Source organism: Castellaniella sp. (assembly GCF_034674885.1).
Classification (GTDB): Bacteria; Pseudomonadota; Gammaproteobacteria; order Burkholderiales; family Burkholderiaceae_B; genus Castellaniella.
The window spans coordinates 19,823-43,059 of record NZ_JAUCDS010000006.1; the positions used below are offsets into that span (position 1 = coordinate 19,823).

The window sequence follows — 23,237 nt, forward strand, 5'->3', positions numbered from 1 at the left end:
CCCCTATTGGCCGGCCTGAAACATCATCCAGGCGTGGCGCAGTTCATCGATGACGGCGTAATGCCACGCCCCGATGCCCATCACGACCACCACCCCCGACAGCAGGGCCAGCCAGCGCAAGGCACGGGCCTGCCGCTGGATGCGGCCCAACCAGACCGCTCGCATGCGCTCATGAGTCGCCAAGATGCCCTCTGACAGGCCGCGCGCAGCCACCATGTCCTCGAGATACCAGTACAGTTCGCGATCCAGCAGCCCGGTATCCCAGGCGGCAGCGCCAGCCAGTCCCTGGTCGATGCGCCAGACAGCCCGCCGCAGATAGGCGCCCAGCCAAGGGGTGGCGCTTTCCAGAAACAACAGCATCACTGGCCTGAGTTGCGATGAACTGCCTGCTCCGGGTTGCAGCAGGATCGACACCAACGCCAGCAGGCGCAAGGCCTGGACCTGGCGGTACAGGCGCCATGGCCCGACTCGGTCCAGCCGCCGGCGCCACGGCCCGCAGGCACGCGGCAGCATCAGCAAGCCCAGCGCCAGAGCGGACACCACCCCTAGCGGCAGACAAAATCCCCAGTCGCGCAGCCCCTGCGCAAAGGCGAACAAGGCGCGCGTCCAGGTCCCGTGGAATTCGACCGGCAACCCCTGAAACGCCTGCAACAGGGCAGGCGCCGTCCAGGTTGGCACAGCCAGCATCAGAACACTGACTACCAGCAGCGCGGCAGCCGCCGATCCCAGAGTTGCCCACAGCAACTGGCGCACCTGGATCAAAAGGCCCAGATGCCGGGCCAGGGCCTGGAAGCAGGCCAGCAGGCGCACATTGCCGAAAGCCTGTGCCACGCGAATCAGGGCGCGCTCGTCAGCCGGCAGGCAGCCACGCCAGGTGGCATCCAGGTCGCCGCCGCTGGCCTCGCAGGCGATCGACCAGCATTGCGACAGCCGGCCACGCACCGTCGTCGCCCCATAGCGCTGCGCATCACGGTCGAACAATTCCCGGATGGTCAGCCGACCCTGTGCGCCCGACAGCACCGCGTGCAGGTATTCGAAGTAGTCGGCTCGATGCGCAGCGAATCTCCAGGCATCCAGGCGCATACGCCAGCCCGAAGCCCGGCGCGACGGGACAATCAGGCGGGACATGCGCGTTCTCCGATCTGATGGCGGCGTCGCAGCACGAGAGTTTCAAAGGCCACGAACCGCCCTTCGACATCGCGCGGATCCACCTGCCCGGCACCGACCTTGAGCATCGCGTGCGCCATCGCGCTATGGACCGGATCCGGCAGATAGCCGGCATCGGTCGATAGAGCAGCGGCCTGCAGGCCTGGCTCGACCAGTTCCGCAGCGACGGTCCGCCCGTCATACCCGGCCAGTTCCGGCAACTGCGGCAAGCGGCAGCGGGAACAGCCTTGCGGATGGCGGGTGCGGATCTGTCCGGCCGAAACGCCCCAGGACTGTTCGATCCAGCCCAGCCAACGTCGCCAGTCCTGCGGCGCGCCCGGATGCTGGCGCGCCAGTTCTTCCGGGTCGGCTGGCCGCGCGCACGCCGTACACAACTGGGGCAACAGCGCCTGGAACACCAACAGTTTCAGCACCCCGGATGTCTGCAAAAAATCACGCGGTACGCCGATGAAGGCCGAGGACAGGCGATCAACGATGGCCCGCGCCGAGGGCGCATGCACCGTTGTATAGACGTTGACTCCGGACCCGGTCAGGTCCATGAAGGCCAGGCCGCTTTCGGCATCGCGGATTTCGCCCAACAGCACGTCGCTCATGGCGGAACGCTTCAGGGTCCGTAATTTCGCGGCGTAATGCCCATGCGCCTGCTGACCCAGATCGCGGCCAATGGTGTTCTGGACTGCCCGGGCGATCCGGTATTCCACCGGTTCTTCCAGGGTAATGACCTTGCGGTGATCCGGCAGCCCCCGGATGAGCGCCGCCAGCGTGGTGGACTTGCCGGAGCCCACCGTGCCGGCGAGCACGATCGCCCCGCCCTCGGAGCGCATGACGCGATCAAAGCAGGCCACCTGATCGGGACGATAGCCCAGCGCATCCAGACCGGCAGTCCGGATCTGCACGTCGCGCGACAGGAACCGCAGGCACACACTGGGGCCGCGATCGGCGGCCAGCGACGCCCAACGCAGCACATAGGCCTGACCATCCACCCAGCGCAACAGGCTGCCCTGCTGTTCCAACGTAGGATCGAAGACCGCGCCATTGCCGCCCTGAATGTCCATCCAGGCGACCGCCAATACATCCAGCAGCAGATCGGTGGGCATCCGCCGGAAGCGTTCCGGCGCAATGTAGCGGCCCGCCACGGTGTATCGGACCTCGGATTCCGGCGCATCCCGGTACGCATTGAGATGCAGATCAGTTGCCCCCTGATGCACCCCCCATTCCACCAGGTCCTGGAACACGCCGGCCAAGGCCGTCGGCGTGCGATCCGCCGTCGAGACGGTGGCCATGACGGAGCTGGAATCACGCGACAGGGCCAGCAGCAGCGCGGCCGGCAGGACGTAGCGCGCGGGATCGGACAGACGCCATCCTGCCGCCTGGATGCGCCGCACCAGGGCATCGGCCTGATCGGCCCCCACGTATTCGGCGCGCGCCAGCACCGTAATGCTGCCATCGCCGCGTTCCACGGGACAGATCCGGTCGGCCAGCGCCTGCACGCCGAACTGCCGCGCCATGACCCGACGCAGCGGCGGCTGCAACGCCGAGAGCTGCTCCCGATCATCGATGGTCGAAGCCGCCGACGTATTGAAGGGCATGGCAGGTTCGGCCACCCGCAGCACCGAGGACCAGGCTTTCATGGCTGTTCCCCGCCCAGCAGCATGCGCAGGCACAGGGAGTGACGGTCCTCGCCACGTTCCAGCTGAACGCAGGCGCCGTTCATCCCACGCAACTGGTAGACCCCCGGATCGCCGGCATGCCCGGCCGGAAAGGCCTGCCCCCGGACATAGAGGTAAGCGCGCTGCCCTACCTGGATTTCGGCCATCAGGGCCTGCCCCACGCCGTAGAGTGCGACCAGACGCGGCGCCAGCAGTGGGCGCACCTGGCGATCCGGCGGGCGGCCAGCGGCGGATGACGCATCCCGGAGGGCTTCCCGCAGATCCTGCTGCATCAGTTCACGCACTGACTGCGTTTCCCAGGACTCGGCAGGCGGCGAGGCCGGCTCGGGCATGGCGGGCGCCGGCTGCGCCGACAACCCACACGCCCATCCGCCCCAAACCAGGCACGCGCACGACCAACGACGCAAGGCGCGGAATCTGCGGCGCTCAGTGACGGTTTTCATACAGGGATCCTTCAAGGTGCAAGATCAGACGGCTGGTTTTCAGGCCGGGACGGGTGCCCGGCGCATGTGACAGCACCGCCTGGCGCCAGGAGACGGAGTGCGCCAGGGGAATCAACAGTTCTGCGGAACGCAGGGGGCCTTCCACCTTCAGCGTCCGGTAGGCTAGGCGGGGCAGATCGGCCGGCGGCGGCAAGGCCCTGCCCTGAGCATCGAGCGGAGCAGGCACTGCCAGCGCCTGAGGCGTTTCCAGGCGCAAGGTAGTGAAGGCTGGCAGCACGGCCTGCAGGCCGCTGGCCCAATCCCGGGCGACAAGGCGTGAAGCAGGCAAGCGGGCCGGGTCGGCCGGCTGCCCCGTCAAAGGCAGCGCCCAGGCAGCCTGAGCCCGGTCCAGGGCCGGAAATTCCAGTCGCCAGACGGCCGGCGCTGCCTGGAGCAGGCCGCGATTGTCGGCCTGCGGATCCAGGCGCCGGTATTCGCTGCGGCACAGCCAGCCGGCCCCAGCCCCCGGCTGGCAGCGGACCTGCTGCAACCCCCAACCGGCCAGGCGCGCCGGCTGATCGGACAGCGCCCGCAACAGGACCTGCGTCCCTGCCCCACCATGCACCGGCTGCCGGGCCAGCACCTGCGCCAGGGCACGCTCCCAGGCCAGCCGATCATCCGCGCCGGCATCCACCGACTGCGCCCCTTGGGCGCCCCACGTCCACCAGCCCGCCCCGGCCAGCAGGACCAGCGCCAGGATCAGCAGCAGACCACGCCGGCGGCCGACCCGGGTCAGCGGCGCGGCAGCGCCCGATAGCCGTGCCAGATCGCGCAACAGCGCCGTGCCATCTGCCTCCGGCAGAACCTGCAAGCGGGGATATGCCAGGCGCAAGGTATCCAGGGCCTGGTCCGCCAGACCGGCATCGGCGTAACCACGATCCGCCCGCGCCAGCACGGTGCCCTCGTGGCTGGCCAGCACGTGCCAGGTTTGCGGATCCAGGGCCACGACGCAGGCCACGGTGCCCTGAGGATGCTGGCGCGCCCAGAGTTCGGCAGCCGACCAGCAGGCCTGACGCATCGCCAGACCTCGAGCCAGCCCCAGGGCGGCGGGCGGGTTCCCCGAAAGCACCTGATGCGAAGCGCCCTCGCGGCGGGCCTGGGCGCGGGTGAGATCCGGTTCCCCCAGCACGGGCACCCAATCCATCCCGAAGACGAGCGGCACCTGATCGATCCAGACGAGACGCGCGGCCGGCATGATTCACAGCCCTTCTTCGACTTGGGCCGTGATGATCAGCACGGTAGCCAGGCGTTGCGACTGGATCCGGTCCCCACCCCCCAGGATGGCGGGCAGCCCCGGATTCAGTCGCCGCTCGCTGGTTTCGGACTGCTGCCGGTCAAAGCCGGACACCACCAGCGGCTGCCCGGGCTGCAGGGCCAGCTGCTGCACGGTTCCATTGCCTTCGACAGTCAACTGCTGCAATTGCAGCGGGTTGTCCCGATCACCGAAAGTCACGGTCTTCAGCGGCTGCGCCACGGTATTGTCGTAGGCCAGCGACAGCAGGATCTGACCGTTTTCCTGGGCGTCCGGCACCACGGTCAGCAAGGACCCGACAGTTTCTTCTTTCTGGTTGACCGAAACGGCCGGCACGGCCAGGCCGTTGGCCCCTGAAATTGGGGTGGTTTCGACCCGATCAATATACGAGAACGTCGTGCGCACAGCGTGAGTCACAGGGCGACGGTTGATGGTTTGCATCGGGACGCTGCTGCGACGCACCAGGCGCACGGATTCGCCCAGCGCCTGGATGACCGCCTCGCTGCCCGTCATGGCCCCGTGGGTGACGCCGACGCCCAGCCGGCCCACCGGCCCGTTCGCCAGAGCAGGCACTGCCAGGCCGGCGGCCAGGCGCGCGCCGGAAAACACCACGTTCCAGTCCAGGCTGGCTTGCGCCTGATCGTTCAGGGCGACCGTCAGTTCTTCGAAGACCAGGCGCACCCGCCGTGTCAACGCCCGGTTTTCCTGATCCAGATAGGCGGCGATGCGATCCAGCACGTCCGGGATGTCTGTGACCACCACGGAAGCGCCGGCGCCGGATTCGGCCACCAGCAGGCCGGCGCGCGACAGGAAGGGCTCGATGCGCGCCCGCACGGTCTTCATCACGTCCTGGTCGCCGCTGTGCAGCTGCGTGCTGGACGTGCTGATGAAGCCGCCGTCCGCCTGGCGGGACCCCAGGCCCAGCGAGGCCTGCGCCCGGGCGTCCAGCGTCAGGGCGCGGACATTGAAGACCCGCGTGTCGGTGCGAAAGAATTCGATGCGGCCCTGGGCATAGCGCCAGCGCACGCCCAGATGGGCGCACAGGCGGTCCAGGATCTGCGGCAAAGGCGCCGGGGTCGCGGCCAGATCGAAGGGCTGCTCGCCGTCCATGGACGACACGCCGCCCTGCCCCGCCATCTGGGCCAGCCGGGGCAGGAAGTGCCAGGCCGGCAACAGGGCGTCCGGTCGGACGTGCACCGGAATGCCGGTGACGGCGGAAATCCGCCGGGCGATCCGCCGCAGATCGTCCGTGCCGTCGGCAAACAGCAAGGTGGTGCGCACCTGGGCCCGCAAGGCGGGCGGCAGGGACAATTCCCGCGCCAGTGGCTGCGCCCGCCCGGCTACCCAGGGTTTGTCGACGTCCTGCGCGGCCCGGCGCTGATCGGCATCGCTCAGGGAACGGGTGAAGCGTTCATGCCCCTGCTGGACCGTGCGATCCGCCTGGCGGTAGTGCTGGGCGGCCTCGCGCAGGCGTTCCTGCAAGGCGCAGCCCGACAGCGCCACCGTCGCCGCCAGCAGGCTGATCGTCAGGCGCGGGATCATGATTCGCCTCCTGGCGCCTGGGTGCGATCACAGCGCTGCGCCAACGGCACGACCCTGAGCACCTGATTGGCATAGAAGCAGGGCTGGACTGGCCGATCCCCCAGTTCCGTGGCGGCCAGCAGGCTGCGGACCGCCGGCCGGAAGGCATCGCCGAAGGCAGCCGATCCGGCCAATGGAATATCCACGTCCACCGCCCAGTGCTCGGCCTCGAAGGTCCAGCCGGCCAGACCGGCCCAACGGGCCAGCGCCCGGCGCACATTGCCATCGGCCGGCGTGACCTGGAAGGGGCGCGACACCGGGACCACCAGGGCTGGCGGCGCGCTGGCAGCCGGGACGCGCCTGGCCGCTGCGACAACGGGAGGCGGGCGCCTGGCTGGAACCGGGTCGACGGTTGGGGACGGAACCGCAGGCTCTGGAAGCGCCGGGCGATGCTCTGCTGCGGACGCCGCCGGATCTGCGGCGACGGTCATCGAGGGAACCGGAATGGGCGCGGGGGCCGGGGCCGGGGCCGTATCCACACCCACCACCCGCCGCGCCTCGGCCTGCAGCAGGCCGCCACGCATCAGCAGGTGGTCCGGCACCCCGCGCAGCACCAGGTAATCGCCCTCGCGGCGTGCCCGCAACAGGCGGTCCCCGGCAGCGGATCGGGCAAACAGCGCCGGGGCGGGTTGGCCCGCCGGATACTGCAGCCAGGTGTCACGCCCGTCGTCAAACACCTGCAGAGGCGCCAGATCGGCATCCCCCGACAGCCGCCAGTCGAAGTGATAGCGCCCCACGGACGGCCCCGCCCATTCGCGCCACCACGCCCCGTCATTGGTCGTGACGCAGCCCGCCAGACCCAGCACCAGCCCCGCCACCCCCAGTATCCTGACCATGCCGCTTCTCCAAGAATCGCCCTGGATGCGGCAGACCCAAAAAAGGCGCCGGATTCAGGGAATCAGGCGCCTATGGTGGCCTGGCGGACGGGACGCCGCCAGACTGGGAAGTACGAACGGATAAAAACGTCCCGGTGAAGTCCTATCGCTGGCGGGCCAGCCGATTGCCCTCGGCCGAAGCCGCATTCAGGGCGGTGACGGCCGGTTCCTGGCCATCCAGGGCCGAGGTCAGGATCTGCTGGAAGCGCGAGCGGATGGCCGGGTAATTGTGAATGCGGAAACCCTGCGCGGTCACGGCTGCACGCCCCGCATACACGGCCACCAGATTGCGCCACTGGCCCAGGTTCTGGTAGTAGCTGGGCGGTGTATCGTCGAAGGCGGCCTGGGTCAGGGGCAGGTAGCCGGTCTGCTGGTACCAGCTGCTGGCCTGCTGGGGCTGGGCCATCCAGCCCAGGAAGGCCGCTGCGGCATCGGTTACGGGTTTGGGCGATTTCATGACCCACAGCCCCGCGCCACTGACAAAGGGGTTGCCGGGGACCTTGGTGACTTCGGGGTAGTACGGCAGGCCGGACACGGAATAGCGCAGCTTGCGCTGGTCGTTGAATTCGCCGATGTGGCCGGAGCTGGACATCATGACCGCGCATTCACCCTGGGCGAAGCGGCTGACGGAACGCATGCCGGCGTCCGGGCGCACCATGATTTCGGATCGCACCCAACTGATCATCAGCGACAGGTGGCGCACGTAGGTGACGTCGAAAGAGAAGCTGGGCAGGCCCTTGGCCTTCAGGCCGTTATCGGCGCTGGCGTACAACTGGTTGTTGACCGCCGCCAGGTTCTCCAGGTTGATCGAAACCGGCAGGTCCGACGTCAGCGGGCATTTGCGCGAACCTTTATTGGCCAGGCTGACCAGCTGACCCTGCAAGTCCATCCAGGTACGCTGCGGCGCAGCCGGCACCAGGCCCGCTTTCTTGAAGGCATCCTGGTTGTAGTACATGACCGGTACTTCCAGCATCGCCGGGAAGGCCATCAGGCGGCCCTTGGCGTCGTGGATGAAAGCATTGTCGGACGACACGAACCAGCGCACGCCCTTCAGGGGTCCTGCCTTTTCCAGGGTGTACAGGGGCTGCACGTAGGATCGCTGGGAAATGTCTTCCAGCGTGTGGCTGTCGCCCAGCTGCGCCAGGGCCGGCAGGGTCTTGGAATTCGCGGCGGCATCCAGCGCCTGATTCAGGGCTTCGGGCGTGTCGAACGTGCGGACCTTGACCTGCACGTCGGACTGGCTGCGGTTGTAGGCCTTGACCAACGACTGGAAGGCATCGGCATTGTGGCCATCCAGGCTGATCCACACCGGCACGTCGGTGGCCGCCCAGGCCGGCATCGCCACGACGGCCGCAGCCAGCGCGCAAGCAGCGTGATACCCCGGACGACCGGCGCCGGAACCAAAGGGGAAATTCATCATGAATCAATCCAAAAAAGGAAATCGAATGTCGGGTGTGCGTCCTGAGACCAGATCGGCCAGGACCCTGCCAGAGCCTGCGCCCATGGTCCAGCCCAGGCTGCCGTGTCCTGTGTTCAGGTACAGGTTGCGGATGCGCGAACGCCCGATCAACGGCACATTGGAGGGTGTCGTCGGACGCAGGCCTGACCAGAACTGAACATTATCAAAATCAAGGGCGCTTGGGAACAGGGATCGAGCGTGCTGCGCGAGCTGATTGCAACGGCGCGTATCCAGGGCGCGGGAATAACCGCCGATTTCCGCCGTTCCGGCCACGCGCAGGCGATCGCCCAGGCGCGAGGTGACGATCTTGGCTTCCTGGTCGACCAGGCTGACCACCGGCGCGGCGGCCGGATCACGCAGGCGAAAAGTGGCCGAGTACCCCTTGGCTGGCCAGACCGGGCAGGAAACCCCCAGCGGACCCAGCAGCATCGGGCTGTAGCTGCCCAGGGCCACGACGTAGGCGTCGGCATGCAGGGATCGGAAGAAGCCGTCGGGCTCCACCAATTCAGCCACGGAAATGCGGCCATTGACCGGCACCAGCCGATTGACCCGCGTGTTGAAGCGAAACGTGACGCCCGCCGCCTGCGCCCGTTCGGCCAGCGCGCGCGTGAACAGGTGCACGTCGCCGGACTCGTCATCCGCCGTGAAATCGCCGCCCACGATGGGGTCGCGCGCCGCTGCCAGGGCAGGTTCGATTCGCAGGACTTCGGCGGCGTCCACGGCGCGGCGGTCCACCCCCAGATCACGCATCAGGGCAGAGCTGGCCTGCGCGTACTCGAATTCGCGCGGGTCGCGGTAGAACGCCAGGATGCCGCGTTCCAGATGGTTGTACTCGATGCCCAGCTCGGTGCGCAGTTCGCGCAGCGTAGCGCGACTGTACTGCGCCAGCGACACCATGGCCCGCAGATTGGCGGCGAATCGCGGCGCCCGGCATTCGTACAGGTAGCGGGCGCACCACAGCCACTGGCGCGGATTCAGGCGCGGGCTGACGCGCAATGGCGCATCCGCCTTGCCGATCCAGCGCAGGACTTTCTTCAGGGTATGAACGCTGGCCCAGGGCTCGGCATAGCAGACCGAAATCTGGCCGCCATTGGCGCGACTGGTTTCCAGCGCCGCTCCTGCGCGCCGGTCGATGACTTCGACTTCATGACCCGCGCGCGCCAACCACCAGGCGCTGGACACCCCGATGATGCCCGCGCCGAACACCGCGATTTTCATGCCTGGACCTCGGCCCGGTCAGCTTCGGACGTAAAGGCGTCCGCGTAGAACGACTGGGCCGGCAGGCCGCGCTCGCGCACGAAGTCGTGGCGCGCGGCCTCGACCATGGCCGGAGCCCCGCAGGCATAGACCTGATGGCCGGACAGATCCGGGAAATCGGCCATGACGGCACGATGCACCCAGCCATCGCGCCCGGACCAGGCATCCTCGGGCAAGGCCTCGGACACCACTGGCACGAAGCGGAAACCCGGCCATTGATCCTGCCAGGCACGCGCCAGATCCGCCTGGTACAGGTCGGCAGGCCGCCGACCGCCCCAGTACAGCACGGCCTGCCGGCGGTCGCCGCGCATCAGCATGCCTTCGATCATGGCCTTGATGGGGGCAAAGCCCGTGCCGCTGGCCAGGAAGACAATAGGCCGGTCGTCATCGCGCAGGAAGAACGACCCCAGGGGACCTTCGATGCGCAGGATGTCGCGGGCTTTCAAGGGCTCGTCGCCCGCACCGAAGACGCGGTCGGTGAACAGCCCCCCCGGCATATGGCGCACGTGCAGCTGGACTCGATGATCCTGCACCTGGGCGCAGGCCATGGAATAACTGCGCCGCCGGCCGTCCTTGAACAGGAATTCCAGGTACTGCCCGGGCTGGAAGCGGAAGGCCTCGGCCGAAGGCAGCTGCAGTGTCATTTCCACGACATCGGGAGCCAGCGCCGTCAGGGCCTGCACGCGCACCGGCATCTTGCGCACGACGATGTCGCCGCTCATGCGGACCTCTTCGGCCTCGATCACCACGTCGGAAGACGGTTTCGCCTGGCACAGCAAGGTATAGCCCCGGGCCAGGTCGCCGGGGTCCAGGATCCGCGCCGGGGCGGGCCCGGCGTCGTAGCTGCCCGACACCACCCGCCCCCGGCAGGTGGAACACGTGCCGTTGCGGCAGCTGTAGGGCAGGACCATGCCGGATGCCAGGGCGGCATCCAGGATGGTCTGTCCGGGTTCGACCGCGAAATCCCGACCAGCCGGCTGCACCGAGACCTTGAAACTCATGACGGATTCCAAAAACGTGGACAAACCATCATTTTATCGCCGGCCCGCCTCAGCAGTGGCGGCAGGCCGGACGATCAGCCGACGCCGTCAGTTGCCGGCCCCCGGCCACAGGCTGGGCTGCTTGATTTTCACATCCAGCAACTTGCCCTTGCGGGCGCGACGCCCCGCATAGGCGGCCAGGTCATCCAGGGACAGCGTCAGTTCGGTATCCCGGGCACGGTAGACGCCCCGCAAGACGACGCCGGCCGGCCCCACGGCGGCCCATTGCGCCAGGCGATCGCCGTCGTCCAGCCCCATCAGGATGGTGCCGCGCCCGCCGCCGGACAGGGTTTTCAGTTCATCCAGCGCCACGACCAGGAACTTGCCCTTGCGGCTGAACAAGGCCACAGCCTGGTCGTCCGGCTTCAGCAACAGGGGTTTGAGCAGCGCGTCGCCCTTGTCCACGGTAACGAACTGCTTGCCGGCGTGCTGGCGCGTGGACAGATCGCCGCCCGCCGCCACGAAGCCATAGCCCGAGGCCACCCCCAGCAGCAGGCGCTGATCGGGCTGCGCCACCCACATGTGAACGATGCGGCTGCCGGGTTCCAGGGACAGCATGGACGTGACCGGCTGCCCGTCGCCACGCGCCGAAGGCAGGCTGGACACCGCCACGCTGTAGCTGCGCCCGGTGCTGGACAGGGCGGTCAGTTCCTGGGTGCTGCGGCATTCAACGGCGTCGTACAGGGCATCGCCCGTCTTGAAGCCGAACTGCCCCGCGTCGTGCCCATGCCCCTGTCGCACCCGCAGCCAGCCTTTCTGCGACATGATCACCGTGACGGGTTCATCCAGCACCTGGGTTTCCAGCACGGCGCGGTCGGCGGTCTCGATCAGGGTGCGGCGATCATCACCGTACTGTTTGGCGTCCGCTTCGATCTCGCGGATCATCAGGCGCCGGAAGGCATCGGGATTGTCCAGCAGATGCTGCAGTGCCTGCTGTTCCTCGCGCTTCTTGTCCAGTTCCTGTTCGATGCGGATACCCTCCAGGCGGGCCAGCTGCCGCAAGCGCATTTCCAGGATGTCGTCGGCCTGGCGTTCGGACAGAGAGAAGCGTTCCATCAGCGCCGCCCGAGGATCGTCGGCCTCGCGGATCGTGTGGATGACCTCATCCACGCTCAGGTAGACGATGCTGCGCCCTTCCAGGATGTGGATGCGATCCAGCACCTTGTCCAGGCGATGGCGCGTGCGCCGGGTCACAGTCTGCGCCCGGAAAGCCAGCCAGGATTCCAGCACTTGGCGCAGACTGCGCTGACCGGGCCGGCCGTCCGTATCGATGCACACCAGGTTCAGCGGCACGTTGCCTTCCAGACCGGTGCGTACCAGCAGCAGGTTGACGAATTCATCGCGGTCGATGCCGCGCGATTTCGGCTCGAACACCAGGCGCACCGGTGCCTGCTTGCCCGACTCGTCGCGCACGGCATCCAGCAGCCCCAGCACCAGCGCCTTGGCCTGCTGCTGTTCGGCCGACAGGGATTTCTTGCCCGCGCGCGGTTTGGGATTGGTCAGGTCCTCGATGGTCTCCAGAATTTTCTGGGTCGAGGCGCCCGGCGGCAGTTCGGTGACGACCAATTGCCACTGCCCCCGCGCCAGATCCTCGAAATGCCAGCGCGCCCGGGCCTTCAGGCTGCCCCGGCCGCTGGCGTAGATCTGCGCGATGTCTTCCGGCGACGAGATGATCTGCCCGCCCCCTGGAAAGTCCGGCCCCGGAATCATCGCGTACAGATCGCCATCGGCCAGCGTCGGCTTGCGCAGCAGCGCCACGCAGGCCTGCGCGACCTCGCGCAGATTATGGGACGGGATCTCGGTGGCCATGCCCACCGCAATGCCCGACGCGCCGTTCAGCAGCATGATGGGCAGGCGGGCGGGCAGGCACACCGGTTCCTGCTGGCTACCGTCGTAATTGGGGGTGAAATCGACCGTGCCCTCGTCCAGTTCGTCGAGCAGCAGCCGGGAAAACGGCGTCAGCCGGGCCTCGGTGTACCGCATGGCGGCGGCGTTGTCGCCGTCGCGCGAACCGAAATTGCCCTGGCCATCGATCAAGGGATAACGCAGCACGAAATCCTGCGCCATGCGCACCATGGCGTCATAGGCGGCCTGATCGCCGTGCGGGTGATATTTGCCCAGCACGTCGCCCACGACGCGGGCCGATTTCACCGGGCGCGACTGCGGCCCCAGGCCCATGGCGTCCATGGCGTACAGAATGCGCCGCTGCACGGGCTTCTGTCCGTCCGACACTTCCGGCAGGGCGCGGCCGCGCACCACCGACACCGCGTAATCCAGATAGGCCTGCTCGGCATAGCGCCCCAGCACCAGGCCCTCGTCATCCCCTGCCGTCAGCAGATCGGGGGTATTGGCATCCATCGTCATTCCTCAAATGTCCACGTCGGCCAGATTGCCTTTTTCTTCCAGCCAGGCGCGCCGTTGGCTGGCTTCGCCGCGCGCCATCAGCATGTCGAACATGCGCGCCGAGGCCTCCAGGCCCTCGTCGCCGTGGCGCACCTGCGCCAGCCGGCGCGTATCCGGGTTCAGCGTGGTGTCCCACAGCTGCTCGGCATTCATTTCACCCAGGCCCTTGAAGCGGCTGATGCGCCAGGCGCCCTCGCGCAAGCCCTCGCCGCGCAGTTTCTCCTGTACGGCATCCAATTCCACCTGATCCAGGCAATAGAGCTTGCGGGCCGGACGCTTGCCGGCCGCCGGCACGTCCACCCGGAACAGCGGCGGGCGGGCAATGTAGACGTGGCCTGCTTCGATCAATCGCGGGAAGTGGCGCAGGAACAGGGTCAACAGCAACACCTGGATATGAGCGCCGTCGACATCGGCATCCGACAGGATGCAGATGCGGCCGTAGCGCAGGCCCGACAGGTCCACGTCCTGGCCGGCTGCATGCGGATCCACCCCGATGGCCACGGAAATATCGTGGATTTCGTTATTGGCGAACAGGCGGTCGCGTTCGACTTCCCAGGCATTCAGGATCTTGCCGCGCAGGGGCAGGATAGCCTGGAATTCCTTGTCGCGGCCCATCTTGGCCGAACCTCCGGCCGAATCGCCCTCGACCAGGAAGACCTCGGTGCGGCTCACATCTGAGGATTCGCAATCGGTCAGCTTGCCGGGCAACACGGCCACGCCCGAACCTTTGCGCTTTTCGACCTTGCGGGCAGCGCGGTTGCGCGCCTGGGCCTGGCCGATTGCCAGTTCTGCCAGGCGTTTGCCATACTCGACATTGGCATGCAGCCACAGTTCCAGGGCATTGCGCAGGAACCCGCCCACCAGGCGCACGGCATCGCGGCTGTTCAGCCGTTCCTTGATCTGCCCCTGAAACTGCGGATCCAGGACCTTCGCCGAGAGGATGAAGCTGGCGCGCGCGAATACGTCTTCCGGCAGAAGGCGAATGCCCTTGGGCAGCAGGTTGTGCAATTCGGCAAAGGATTTCACCGCATTGAACAGGCCTTCGCGCAGTCCCGATTCATGCGTGCCGCCGGCCGTGGTGGCGATCAGGTTGACGTAGGATTCACGCACCACGGCGCCGTCCTCGGTCCAGGCCACCACCCATTGGGCGCCCTCGCCCAGGGCGTATTGTTCGTCGTCATCGGCGGCGTACTGCTGGCCCGCGAACAAGGGCGCCAGGGTCGGAGTGCCGCCCAGGGCTTCGCTCAGGTATCCCTTCAGGCCGTCTTCGTAGTGCCATTCCCGCTGCAGGCCGGTTTTCTCGATCATCAGCGTGACGCGCGTGCCCGGCAGCAGAACGGCCTTGCTGCGCAGTGCATGTTCCAGATCGCCCAACGGCACCTGCGCATGATCGAAATACCGGGCGTCGGGCCAGGCCCGTACGCGGGTGCCGGACCGGCGCTTGCCCACCGTGCCCACCTGCGCCAGGGGTTCGAGCACGTTCCCGTCGGCGAAGACGATGCGGTATTCGCCGCCGTCGCGCCAGACGGTGACCTCCAGCCGGGTGGACAGCGCATTGGTGACGGACACCCCCACGCCGTGCAGGCCGCCGGAAAAGGCATAGGCGCCGCCGTCGGCCTTGTTGAACTTGCCGCCCGCGTGCAGCCGGGTGAAGACCAGCTCCACGACAGGGGCATGTTCTTCGGGGTGTTCGCCCACGGGGATGCCGCGCCCGTCGTCTTCCACCGACAGGCTGCCGTCGGCATGCATCGTGACCGCGATGCGGCTGCCGAATCCGGCCAGGGCCTCGTCGGCTGCATTGTCGATGACTTCCTGGACGATGTGCAGCGGATTATCGGTGCGCGTATACATCCCCGGGCGCTGGCGTACCGGTTCCAGCCCTTTCAGGACTCGAATCGAAGACTCGTCGTAGCGTGCTGTGCTCACTGTGGTGTCCGTTGTTGGCAATCAAAAAGGCCACCATTTTACGAAGATAATGGTATGCTTAGCGACATCGGGCCTACCGCGCCCTGCTGCGCGACGGCATTTCATCCGGCCCCTGCCTTCCCTTTTCCAGTATCTGCGCACACTAACCGCACTATGAGCGACTCCATCAAGCACGTAAGCGATGCGTCCTTCCAGGCCGACGTGCTCCAATCCGAATTACCTGTCCTGGTCGACTATTGGGCCGAATGGTGCGGCCCCTGCAAAATGGTCGCCCCGCTGCTCGACGAAGCCGCCGCAAAATACCAGGGCCGTGTCACCATCGCCAAACTGAACGTGGACGAAAATCCCGACAGCGCCGCCAAATACGGGATCCGCGGCATCCCCACCCTGATGCTGTTCAAGGACGGCAAGGTCGCCACCACCAAGGTCGGCGCTTTGTCTCGCACCCAGCTTCAGGCTTTCCTCGACGAATCTCTCTGATTCCTTTCTGTCATCCACAGTGACGTGCGCAGGGCCCGCCCGGGCCCGCGCGTGATCCGCCGATTCCTCCTTCTCTTCCTTCCCCATGCACCTGAACGAACTCAAAGCGCTGCACGTGTCGCAGCTGCTGGAAATGGCTGCCGAACTCGACATCGAGAACGCCAACCGGCTGCGCAAGCAGGAACTGATGTTTGCCATCATGAAACGGCGCGCCAAACAGGGCGAGCAGATCTTTGGCGACGGGGTCCTGGAAGTTCTGCCCGACGGCTTCGGCTTTCTGCGTTCGCCCGAAACATCCTACCTGGCCAGCACCGACGACATCTACATCTCGCCGTCGCAGATCCGCCGCTTCAACCTGCATACGGGCGATTCCATCGAAGGCGAGGTCCGCATCCCGAAGGACGGCGAGCGCTACTTCGCCCTGGTCAAGGTCGACAAGGTCAACGGCATGCAGCCCGAGACCATCAAGCACCGGATCATGTTCGAAAACCTGACGCCGCTGCACCCCGATGAGCCGATGGTGCTGGAACGCGACATCAAGAGCAAGGAAAACATCACCGGGCGCATCATGGACATCTTTGCCCCCATCGGCAAAGGCCAGCGCGCCCTGATCGTCGCCAGTCCGAAATCCGGCAAAACGGTGATCATGCAGCACATCGCGCATGCCATCACCACGAACTACCCCGATGCCGTGATGATCGTGCTGCTGGTCGACGAACGCCCAGAGGAAGTCACCGAAATGCAGCGCACCGTGCGCGGCGAAGTCGTGGCTTCGACCTTCGACGAACCTGCCACGCGCCACGTGCAGGTCGCCGAGATGGTCATCGAGAAGGCCAAGCGCCTGGTGGAACTGAAAAAGGACGTGGTGATCCTGCTGGATTCCATCACCCGCCTGGCGCGCGCCTACAACACCGTGGTGCCGGCATCCGGCAAGGTCCTGACTGGCGGCGTGGACGCCAATGCCCTGCAGCGCCCGAAACGCTTCTTCGGTGCTGCCCGCAATCTCGAAGAAGGCGGCTCGCTCACCATCATCGGCACGGCCCTGATCGAAACAGGCAGCCGCATGGACGAAGTCATTTACGAAGAATTCAAGGGCACCGGCAACTCCGAAGTGCACCTCGAACGGCGATTGGCCGAGAAGCGCATCTACCCGGCCATCAACCTGAACAAATCCGGCACACGTCGCGAAGAGCTCCTGATCAAACCCGAACTTTTACAGAAGGTTTGGGTGCTGCGCAAATTCATCCACGACATGGATGAGATCGATGCCATGGAATTCATCCTGGACAAAATCCGGGCAACCAAAAACAACGCCGAATTTTTTGACATGATGAAGAAATAAGCGAGCACCTTAATGAGTCTTCCTTCCGTCGATCAATTTCTATCCCAGCTGCAGGCACGCGACCCTCATCAGCCCGAGTTCATGCAGGCCGTCAAAGAAGTCATGCACAGCCTGTGGCCCTTCATCCAGCAGAATCCGCGCTACGCCAGCCAGGCGCTGCTCGAACGCATCGTGGAACCGGAACGCGCCTTTCAATTCCGCATCTGCTGGATGGACGACACGGGCCGCACCCGCGTCAATCGCGGCTTTCGCATCCAGCACAGCTCGGCCATCGGCCCCTACAAAGGCGGCATGCGCTTTCACCCCTCGGTGAACCTGTCCATCCTGAAATTCCTGGCCTTCGAGCAGACCTTCAAGAACGCCCTGACCACCCTGCCCATGGGCGGCGGCAAAGGCGGCTCCGACTTCGACCCCAAGGGCAAGTCCGACGCTGAAGTCATGCGTTTCTGCCAGGCGCTGATCATGGAACTCTACCGCCACCTGGGCCCGGACACCGACGTGCCGGCCGGGGACATCGGCGTAGGCGCCCGCGAAGTCGGCTTCATGGCCGGCATGATGAAAAAGCTCTCCAACAGGGGCGCCTGCATCTTCACCGGCAAGGGCCTGTCGTTTGGCGGCAGCCTGATCCGCCCCGAAGCCACCGGCTACGGCGCGGTGTACTTTGCCGAAGAAATGCTCAAGCACGCGGGCCAGTCGCTGGAAGGCTATACCGTGTCGGTGTCTGGCTCGGGCAACGTCGCCCAGTACACCATCGAGAAATGCCTGCAGCTGGGTGCCAAGGTCATCACGGTTTCCGACTCCCACGGCTGCGTGGTGGACCCGGACGGCTTCACGGCTGAAAAACTGGCGGCGCTGATCGAACTGAAAAACGAACGGCGCGGCCGCGTGGAAGAATACGCCAAGCAATTCGGCCTGTCCTACGAACCGGGCAAGCGCCCCTGGCACGTGCCGGTGGACGTGGCCCTGCCCTGCGCCACGCAGAACGAACTGGAAATCGACGACGCCCGCACCCTGATCGCCAACGGCGTGCGCTGCGTAGCCGAAGGCGCCAACATGCCCTGCAGCATCGAGGCCGCTGACGCCTTCATCGGGGCCGGTGTCCTGTATGCGCCCGGCAAGGCCAGCAATGCAGGCGGCGTGGCGGTCTCCGGTCTGGAAATGAGCCAGAACGCCCAGCGCCTGCACTGGACGCGCGACGAAGTCGATACCAAGCTGCACGCCATCATGCGCGACATCCACCAGAACTGCGTGCACTACGGCAGCCAGGACGGCAAGGTCAACTACGTCAATGGCGCCAACATCGCCGGCTTCGTCAAGGTCGCCGACGCCATGCTGGCCCAAGGCGTGTACTGACATGCTCTGGCAAGCGGTCTGGCCACGGCCATGAAAAAAACTCCTTCGGGAGTTTTTTTCATTTCATCCTGGTCTCGATGGATACAGACAACGCTCAACAAGCGGTCATTTTTGCAGCAAATGCCCCAAAGCCGCGGAAATCCGAGGATACATCCAGACAAACCCCGTTTCTTGTGCACGGCGCGGCATCAGCCGCTGGCCGCCTAGCAGCAGCACCGACATTTCACCCAAGGCCAGGCGCAAAGCCCAGGCGGGTACGGCCAACACCGCCGGGCGGTGCAGCGCACGCGCCAGGGCTTGGGTGAAGTCGGTGTTGCGCACCGGATCGGGTGCGCAGGCGTTATAGGGGCCACTGCAGCGCTCGTGCCGGAGCAAATGATCAATGAGGGCCACCTGGTCGTCCAGATGTATCCAGGGCATCCACTGCCGGCCGCTGCCCAGGCGCGCGCCCAGACCCAAGCGGAACGGGGGCAGCAACCGCGCCAGCATACCCCCTTGTGGTGCCAGCACTGGCGCGGTGCGCAGCAGCGCCACACGCACACCCCACTGTTGCGCACGCTCGGCTTCTTGCTCCCAGGCCATGCACAACCGACTGCCGAAGTCGCTTGTGCATGGCGCGCTGTCTTCGGCCAGCCATTGCTCGCCGCCGTCGCCATACCAGCCCACGGCAGAACCCGAGATCAGCACACGCGGTGACGTGGCCTGCCGACCCATCCAGTCGACCAAGGTACGCGTCAGATCGACACGGCTGCGCCACAGCAAACGCCGCCGCGCCTCTGTCCATGGGCGATCGGCAATCGGCGCACCCGCCAGGTTGATCACGGCGTCCATCGCCGGGCCGCCATCGAGCGCCTGCAGCTGTGCAATGCCCTGTGCGCCGCTGCACAGAGCGGGGACTTGCCGGGGATTGCGGCTCCAGACCCATAATTCATGGCCCTGGTGCCGCCAATGTCGGCACAGGGCCTGCCCGATCAAGCCGGTACCGCCGGTGAGCAAAATGCGCATGACGTGTTTCTTCCCAAGGTTGTCGGATGGGCCATCAAGGCAAGCGCCCCCCAGGTCGCGCCTGGACCGCACGACAGACAGAGTGCGCTATTGCCATATTACGCTCAGAATGCCGGATCCTGGCGCTCGTGCGGCACCCAGATCAGCGCCGAAGTATCCACGCCCAGGTCCCGCGCCCGCGCCACGATGGCGTCGCGCTGAGCGGTCGGCAATTGCTTGTCGCGCGCCAAGATCCAGGCATAGCCGGTGTCGGAACCAAGCACAAGCGCCCAGCGATAGTCCGGATCCAGCGCGACGACGTGGTAGCCGCCATAAAACGGCCCAAAAAAAGACACCTTGAGCGAGCCGGTGGTGGGCGCGCCGGTGAACAGGGCCTTGCCCACTGCCTGGCGCCATTGGCCTGCGGCAAGCGCATAACCACGATTGACCACACGTACGCTGCCATCGGCCTGCACGGTGTAGGTGGCCGAGACATCGGTCATGCCGCGCTCGAAGGCGTGGTCCAGCCGCGCCAGCTCGTACCAGCGGCCTGCGTAGCGCTGCACATCGAACGGACTGACGGCCGTCACGCCGGGCGGGGGGCGCGTGCCGGCGCAGCCCGTCAGTAGTAAACCGGCACCGGTCACCAGCAGCGCCAGCAGCGCCCGGCGCGGCCGGATCGACTGAGGGGTGATTGCGCCTTGAAGTATGCGTGCGATAGAAAACATGGCAGATCCTGCGTCAATTCAATTGGCGTGGCGCCACTGCGCCACCAAGGGCTGCAAGCCCGACAAATGCTGCACGGTGCTGATGCCGGCCACCGGCCATTGATACAGCGCTGTGCATGCGCCCCCAACCCACAGCGCTGTGGACTCCAGCAGCTGGGCGCGCAGCTCGCGCAGGCTGGCACGCACCACTGCCGCTTTATGCAGATTACTGAAACTCAATGCCACCACATCGATCCGATGCGCCTGCGCCGCTTCGACAATATCGGTCAGCGGGGTCTGCGTGCCCAGCGATACGCAAGTACACCCCTCCAACGTCAACAGCGCCTCGACCATCAGCAGCCCCAGGCTGTGCTGCTCTTGCGGTACGGTCGTGAGCAGCACTTTGGGACCCTGTGCCACGGGCTGCGGGGCCAGCGAAGCCATGGCGTGGCGCAGCACGCCGGTGATGACCTCGGTATACAGGTGTTCCTCGAAGATCTCGAAGCGCCCCTGCGCCCAGGCCTCGCCTACCGCCGTCGTCAGCGGCGCCACCAGATCCGTCACGAAAGGTGCCAATCCCATGCGCAACTGGGCGTGGCTGAGGCTGTACCGCAGCGTGTGCGGATCGTGCGCACCAATGGCGTGGAGCATGTCGCCAATCATGGGATCTGTGCTGGCTTCCAGCACATTTGTCTTAGACAAAACAGCAGTTTGTGCCGGGGAACGACGAATCAGAAGATCCTGCAACGCAGCCTGATCCAGACCGACCACCTTGCCGGGACGCAGACCGAGGCCCAGCAGCCGACTGATCAACCGGAGCTGTTGCACCTGGTCCAGACTGTAGACCCTGTCGCCCGAAGCATTGCGCAATGGCGTGGGAAACCCGTAGCGTCGTTCCCACACGCGCAGCGTGTCCTTGCCCAAGCCTGTCTCGCGTTCGACGGCGGCAATCGGCAGCCCGGCGTCGTTGGATCCGGACGCCGTGAGAGCAATCGGTGTGGTCGAAGAGTTCATGGTGAATGAATGATTGGGCTAAATTGTCTTAGACAAAAAAGGGTTTGTCTAGTACATTACACCACAAGAGCAGTGCAGTTGTGCTGCTCAGACCATCATCGCACAGCGGACAACACCATGAAAGTTGCTGTCATCGGATCAGGAATCTCGGGTTTAGCGGCCGCACACCGGTTGCACGGGCAGGCACAGGTCACGTTGTACGAGGCCGGAAGCTATTTTGGCGGTCATACGCACACCGTGGATGTCTCTTTGCCTGACGCTCGCGGTCGGATTGTGACGCATGGGGTCGACACCGGTTTTCTGGTGTTCAACGAGCGCACCTATCCCGGATTGATTGCCTTGCTCGACAAGCTGAAGGTGCCCACCGCCCCGTCCGACATGTCGTTTTCCGTGCAGGTGCCTGGGGCAGGCGCACTGGGCGCGGGGGCGCTGGAGTGGAGCGGTTCCAGCCTGACAACCGTGTTTGCCCAGCGACGCAATCTGCTGCGCCCGCGGTTTTTAGGCATGCTCTCGGAACTGCTGCGCTTCAACCGCCTGTGCACCGCGCTGGCCGATAGCGGACAAGAACAGGCGCTGGCGCAATCGCTGGGTGATTTTCTGGATCAGCACGGTTTTAGCACGGCCTTTCGCCACTGGTATTTTCTGCCCATGCTTGGCTGCATCTGGAGTTGCCCGACCGACCAGATGCTGCGATTTCCCGTCGCCACCATGGTGCGCTTCTGTCACAACCATGGCCTTATCCAGGTGCGGAACCGGCCTCAATGGCACACCGTGGCGGGCGGAGCGCGCCATTATGTCAACGCCATCCTGCAAGGCCTGGATGCACGCCTGTCCACGCCAGTCACGCACATCGAACGCAACACCGCCGGCGTACTCGTGCACACAGGCGGTGCCACCGAACATTTCGACGCCGTCGTGCTGGCCGTGCATAGCGACCAAGCCTTGCGCCTGCTGCAGCGCCCCAGCACTGTCGAGCAGCGTGTACTGGGGGCCATCCGCTACCAGTCCAACCGCGCCGTGCTGCACACCGACACCCGTGTGATGCCGCAGCGCCGCGCCGCCTGGGCAGCATGGAATTACGAACGTGCCGCCGACGACGCGCAGGAACTGGCCAGGGTGTGCTTGCACTACTGGATCAATCGCCTGCAGCCTCTGCCCTTTGCAGAGCCGGTGCTGGTGTCGCTCAACCCGGTGAGTCCCATCGATCCGCAGAAAATCCTGGGCGAGTTCGATTACGACCACCCCGTCTTCGACCTGCAAGCATGGTCCGCGCAAAGTCAGATCCCCCGGATACAGGGCGTGCGGCGCACCTGGTTTGCGGGCGCCTGGACGGGCTACGGCTTTCATGAGGATGGCCTGCAATCGGGCTACCGCGCCGCCGATGCGCTGCTGGCGCAGATGCGTTACCGGGAGGCCGCATGAGCATCCCCGCCGCCAGCGCCAGCATGGCAGGCAACGTGCCGCACATCGGCTTCGGCCACGTGTGGCACACCCGGCTGCGCCCGCGCCGCCACCGCTTCATGGTACCGACCTTCTTCCTGTTGCTGCCCATGCGCACGCTGCGCGAACGCCCCGAAGCGGCAGGCGTACTGGCCTTGAACCGCGCGGGATGGCTTTCATTCCGCGACACCGACCATGGTGACGGCCATGGCCCCCAGCAAGGCGGTGCATTGGCTTGGCTGGAAGGACTGCTGCAAGCCGAGGGCATCACCGATGCACAGGGCGAGATCTGGTTGCAGTGCTACCCGCGCGTACTGGGCTACAGCTTCAAACCGGTCAGTTTCTGGTACTGCCACCGCATGGACGGCAGCCTGCGCACCATTGTCGCCGAGGTGAACAATACCTTCGGCGAGCGCCACGCCTACCTGTTGGACCACCCGCGCTACGGGCAGGAACTGCAGGCACGCAAGGTGTTTCACGTCTCACCGTTCTGCACCCTGGACGGCGGCTACCACTTTGAGTTTCGCCGGGGCGGAACCGACGGACTGCAATCGGTCAAGGTGCGCATCGACTACCACGACGCCGAGGGCCCCGTATTGCTCACCGGCATGGCCGGCAGGCTGGAGCCGCTCAACGCGTCCAGCCGCCGCCGCGCCCTTTGGCGCTACCCGCTGCTCACGCTGGGCGTGATGGCCCGCATCCTCTGGAACGCGCTGCTGCTGTGGCTCAAACGGGTGCCTTTCCACACGAAGCCCCAGGCGCCTGCGGTGCCTGTGTCCCGCTCATCTGCAACCGACCGCTGATC

Annotated in this window: 19 protein-coding genes; 5 read left to right on the forward strand and 14 right to left on the reverse strand. The window is 65.9% G+C overall.

What is annotated here, in order from left to right:
• Positions 1-3: 3 nt before the first annotated feature.
• From VDP74_RS05505 to VDP74_RS05555, 11 genes are all read right to left on the reverse strand, one after another.
• The gene (locus VDP74_RS05505; protein ID WP_322998624.1) at positions 4-1,128 is read right to left on the reverse strand and encodes a pilus assembly protein; all 1,125 of its coding nucleotides are present in this window, start codon (positions 1,126-1,128) and stop codon (positions 4-6) included.
• Entirely contained in the window at positions 1,116-2,798 is a 1,683-nt protein-coding gene (locus tag VDP74_RS05510) for an ATPase, T2SS/T4P/T4SS family (protein WP_322998625.1), read from the reverse strand. The genes VDP74_RS05505 and VDP74_RS05510 overlap by 13 nt, the downstream gene beginning before the upstream one ends.
• Positions 2,795-3,280 (reverse strand): hypothetical protein, encoded by a 486-nt coding sequence (locus tag VDP74_RS05515; RefSeq protein WP_322998626.1) that lies wholly within the window; start codon positions 3,278-3,280, stop codon positions 2,795-2,797. The genes VDP74_RS05510 and VDP74_RS05515 overlap by 4 nt, the downstream gene beginning before the upstream one ends.
• Positions 3,264-4,514, reverse strand: coding sequence for a hypothetical protein (locus VDP74_RS05520; protein WP_322998627.1), 1,251 nt, complete (start codon positions 4,512-4,514; stop codon positions 3,264-3,266). The genes VDP74_RS05515 and VDP74_RS05520 overlap by 17 nt, the downstream gene beginning before the upstream one ends.
• A 3-nt stretch (positions 4,515-4,517) precedes the next feature.
• On the reverse strand, positions 4,518-6,113 hold the full coding sequence (locus VDP74_RS05525) for a hypothetical protein (protein WP_322998628.1): 1,596 nt from the start codon (positions 6,111-6,113) through the stop codon (positions 4,518-4,520).
• The gene (locus VDP74_RS05530; protein ID WP_322998629.1) at positions 6,110-6,988 is read right to left on the reverse strand and encodes a TcpQ domain-containing protein; all 879 of its coding nucleotides are present in this window, start codon (positions 6,986-6,988) and stop codon (positions 6,110-6,112) included. Before VDP74_RS05530 ends, VDP74_RS05525 begins: the two co-directional genes overlap by 4 nt.
• A 142-nt stretch (positions 6,989-7,130) precedes the next feature.
• Positions 7,131-8,447, reverse strand: coding sequence for an extracellular solute-binding protein (locus VDP74_RS05535; RefSeq protein ID WP_322998630.1), 1,317 nt, complete (start codon positions 8,445-8,447; stop codon positions 7,131-7,133).
• Between the two features lie 3 nt (positions 8,448-8,450).
• On the reverse strand, positions 8,451-9,704 hold the full coding sequence (locus VDP74_RS05540) for a D-amino acid dehydrogenase (protein WP_322998631.1): 1,254 nt from the start codon (positions 9,702-9,704) through the stop codon (positions 8,451-8,453).
• On the reverse strand, positions 9,701-10,744 hold the full coding sequence (locus VDP74_RS05545; RefSeq protein WP_322998632.1) for a CDP-6-deoxy-delta-3,4-glucoseen reductase: 1,044 nt from the start codon (positions 10,742-10,744) through the stop codon (positions 9,701-9,703). The genes VDP74_RS05540 and VDP74_RS05545 overlap by 4 nt, the downstream gene beginning before the upstream one ends.
• Before the next feature lie 87 nt (positions 10,745-10,831).
• Entirely contained in the window at positions 10,832-13,141 is a 2,310-nt protein-coding gene (gene parC / locus VDP74_RS05550; RefSeq protein ID WP_416232936.1) for a DNA topoisomerase IV subunit A, read from the reverse strand.
• A gap of 9 nt (positions 13,142-13,150) precedes the next feature.
• Positions 13,151-15,112, reverse strand: coding sequence for a DNA topoisomerase IV subunit B (locus tag VDP74_RS05555; RefSeq protein ID WP_322998634.1), 1,962 nt, complete (start codon positions 15,110-15,112; stop codon positions 13,151-13,153).
• A gap of 153 nt (positions 15,113-15,265) precedes the next feature.
• Between VDP74_RS05555 and trxA the strand changes: the two genes are divergently transcribed.
• The 3 genes from trxA (at position 15,266) to gdhA (ending at position 18,287) form a co-directional block, all read left to right on the forward strand.
• Positions 15,266-15,592 (forward strand): thioredoxin TrxA, encoded by a 327-nt coding sequence (gene trxA, locus VDP74_RS05560; protein WP_322998635.1) that lies wholly within the window; start codon positions 15,266-15,268, stop codon positions 15,590-15,592.
• 85 nt (positions 15,593-15,677) lie between these two features.
• Positions 15,678-16,934, forward strand: a complete 1,257-nt coding sequence (gene rho / locus VDP74_RS05565; RefSeq protein ID WP_322998636.1) for a transcription termination factor Rho — start codon at positions 15,678-15,680, stop codon at positions 16,932-16,934.
• A gap of 12 nt (positions 16,935-16,946) precedes the next feature.
• Positions 16,947-18,287, forward strand: coding sequence for an NADP-specific glutamate dehydrogenase (gene gdhA / locus VDP74_RS05570; RefSeq protein WP_322998637.1), 1,341 nt, complete (start codon positions 16,947-16,949; stop codon positions 18,285-18,287).
• 105 nt (positions 18,288-18,392) lie between these two features.
• Here gdhA and VDP74_RS05575 read toward each other — a convergent pair whose 3' ends face one another.
• The 3 genes from VDP74_RS05575 to VDP74_RS05585 all read right to left on the reverse strand — a co-directional run bounded on the left by VDP74_RS05575 (position 18,393) and on the right by VDP74_RS05585 (position 20,992).
• Positions 18,393-19,292: a TIGR01777 family oxidoreductase gene (locus VDP74_RS05575; RefSeq protein ID WP_322998638.1), complete on the reverse strand. Its 900-nt coding sequence runs from the start codon at positions 19,290-19,292 to the stop codon at positions 18,393-18,395.
• A gap of 104 nt (positions 19,293-19,396) precedes the next feature.
• A complete protein-coding gene (locus VDP74_RS05580; RefSeq protein WP_322998639.1) occupies positions 19,397-19,999 on the reverse strand; it encodes a lipocalin family protein in 603 nt (200 codons plus the stop codon).
• 18 nt (positions 20,000-20,017) lie between these two features.
• The gene (locus VDP74_RS05585; RefSeq protein ID WP_322998640.1) at positions 20,018-20,992 is read right to left on the reverse strand and encodes a MerR family transcriptional regulator; all 975 of its coding nucleotides are present in this window, start codon (positions 20,990-20,992) and stop codon (positions 20,018-20,020) included.
• Positions 20,993-21,109: 117 nt separating this feature from the next.
• Between VDP74_RS05585 and VDP74_RS05590 the strand changes: the two genes are divergently transcribed.
• Both VDP74_RS05590 and VDP74_RS05595 read left to right on the forward strand, forming a co-directional pair.
• Positions 21,110-22,414 carry an NAD(P)/FAD-dependent oxidoreductase gene (locus VDP74_RS05590; RefSeq protein WP_322998641.1) on the forward strand — a complete coding sequence of 435 codons (1,305 nt, stop codon included), beginning with the start codon at positions 21,110-21,112 and terminating at the stop codon, positions 22,412-22,414.
• Positions 22,411-23,235 carry a DUF1365 domain-containing protein gene (locus VDP74_RS05595; RefSeq protein ID WP_322998642.1) on the forward strand — a complete coding sequence of 275 codons (825 nt, stop codon included), beginning with the start codon at positions 22,411-22,413 and terminating at the stop codon, positions 23,233-23,235. The genes VDP74_RS05590 and VDP74_RS05595 overlap by 4 nt, the downstream gene beginning before the upstream one ends.
• The last annotated feature ends 2 nt before the right edge of the window (positions 23,236-23,237 follow it).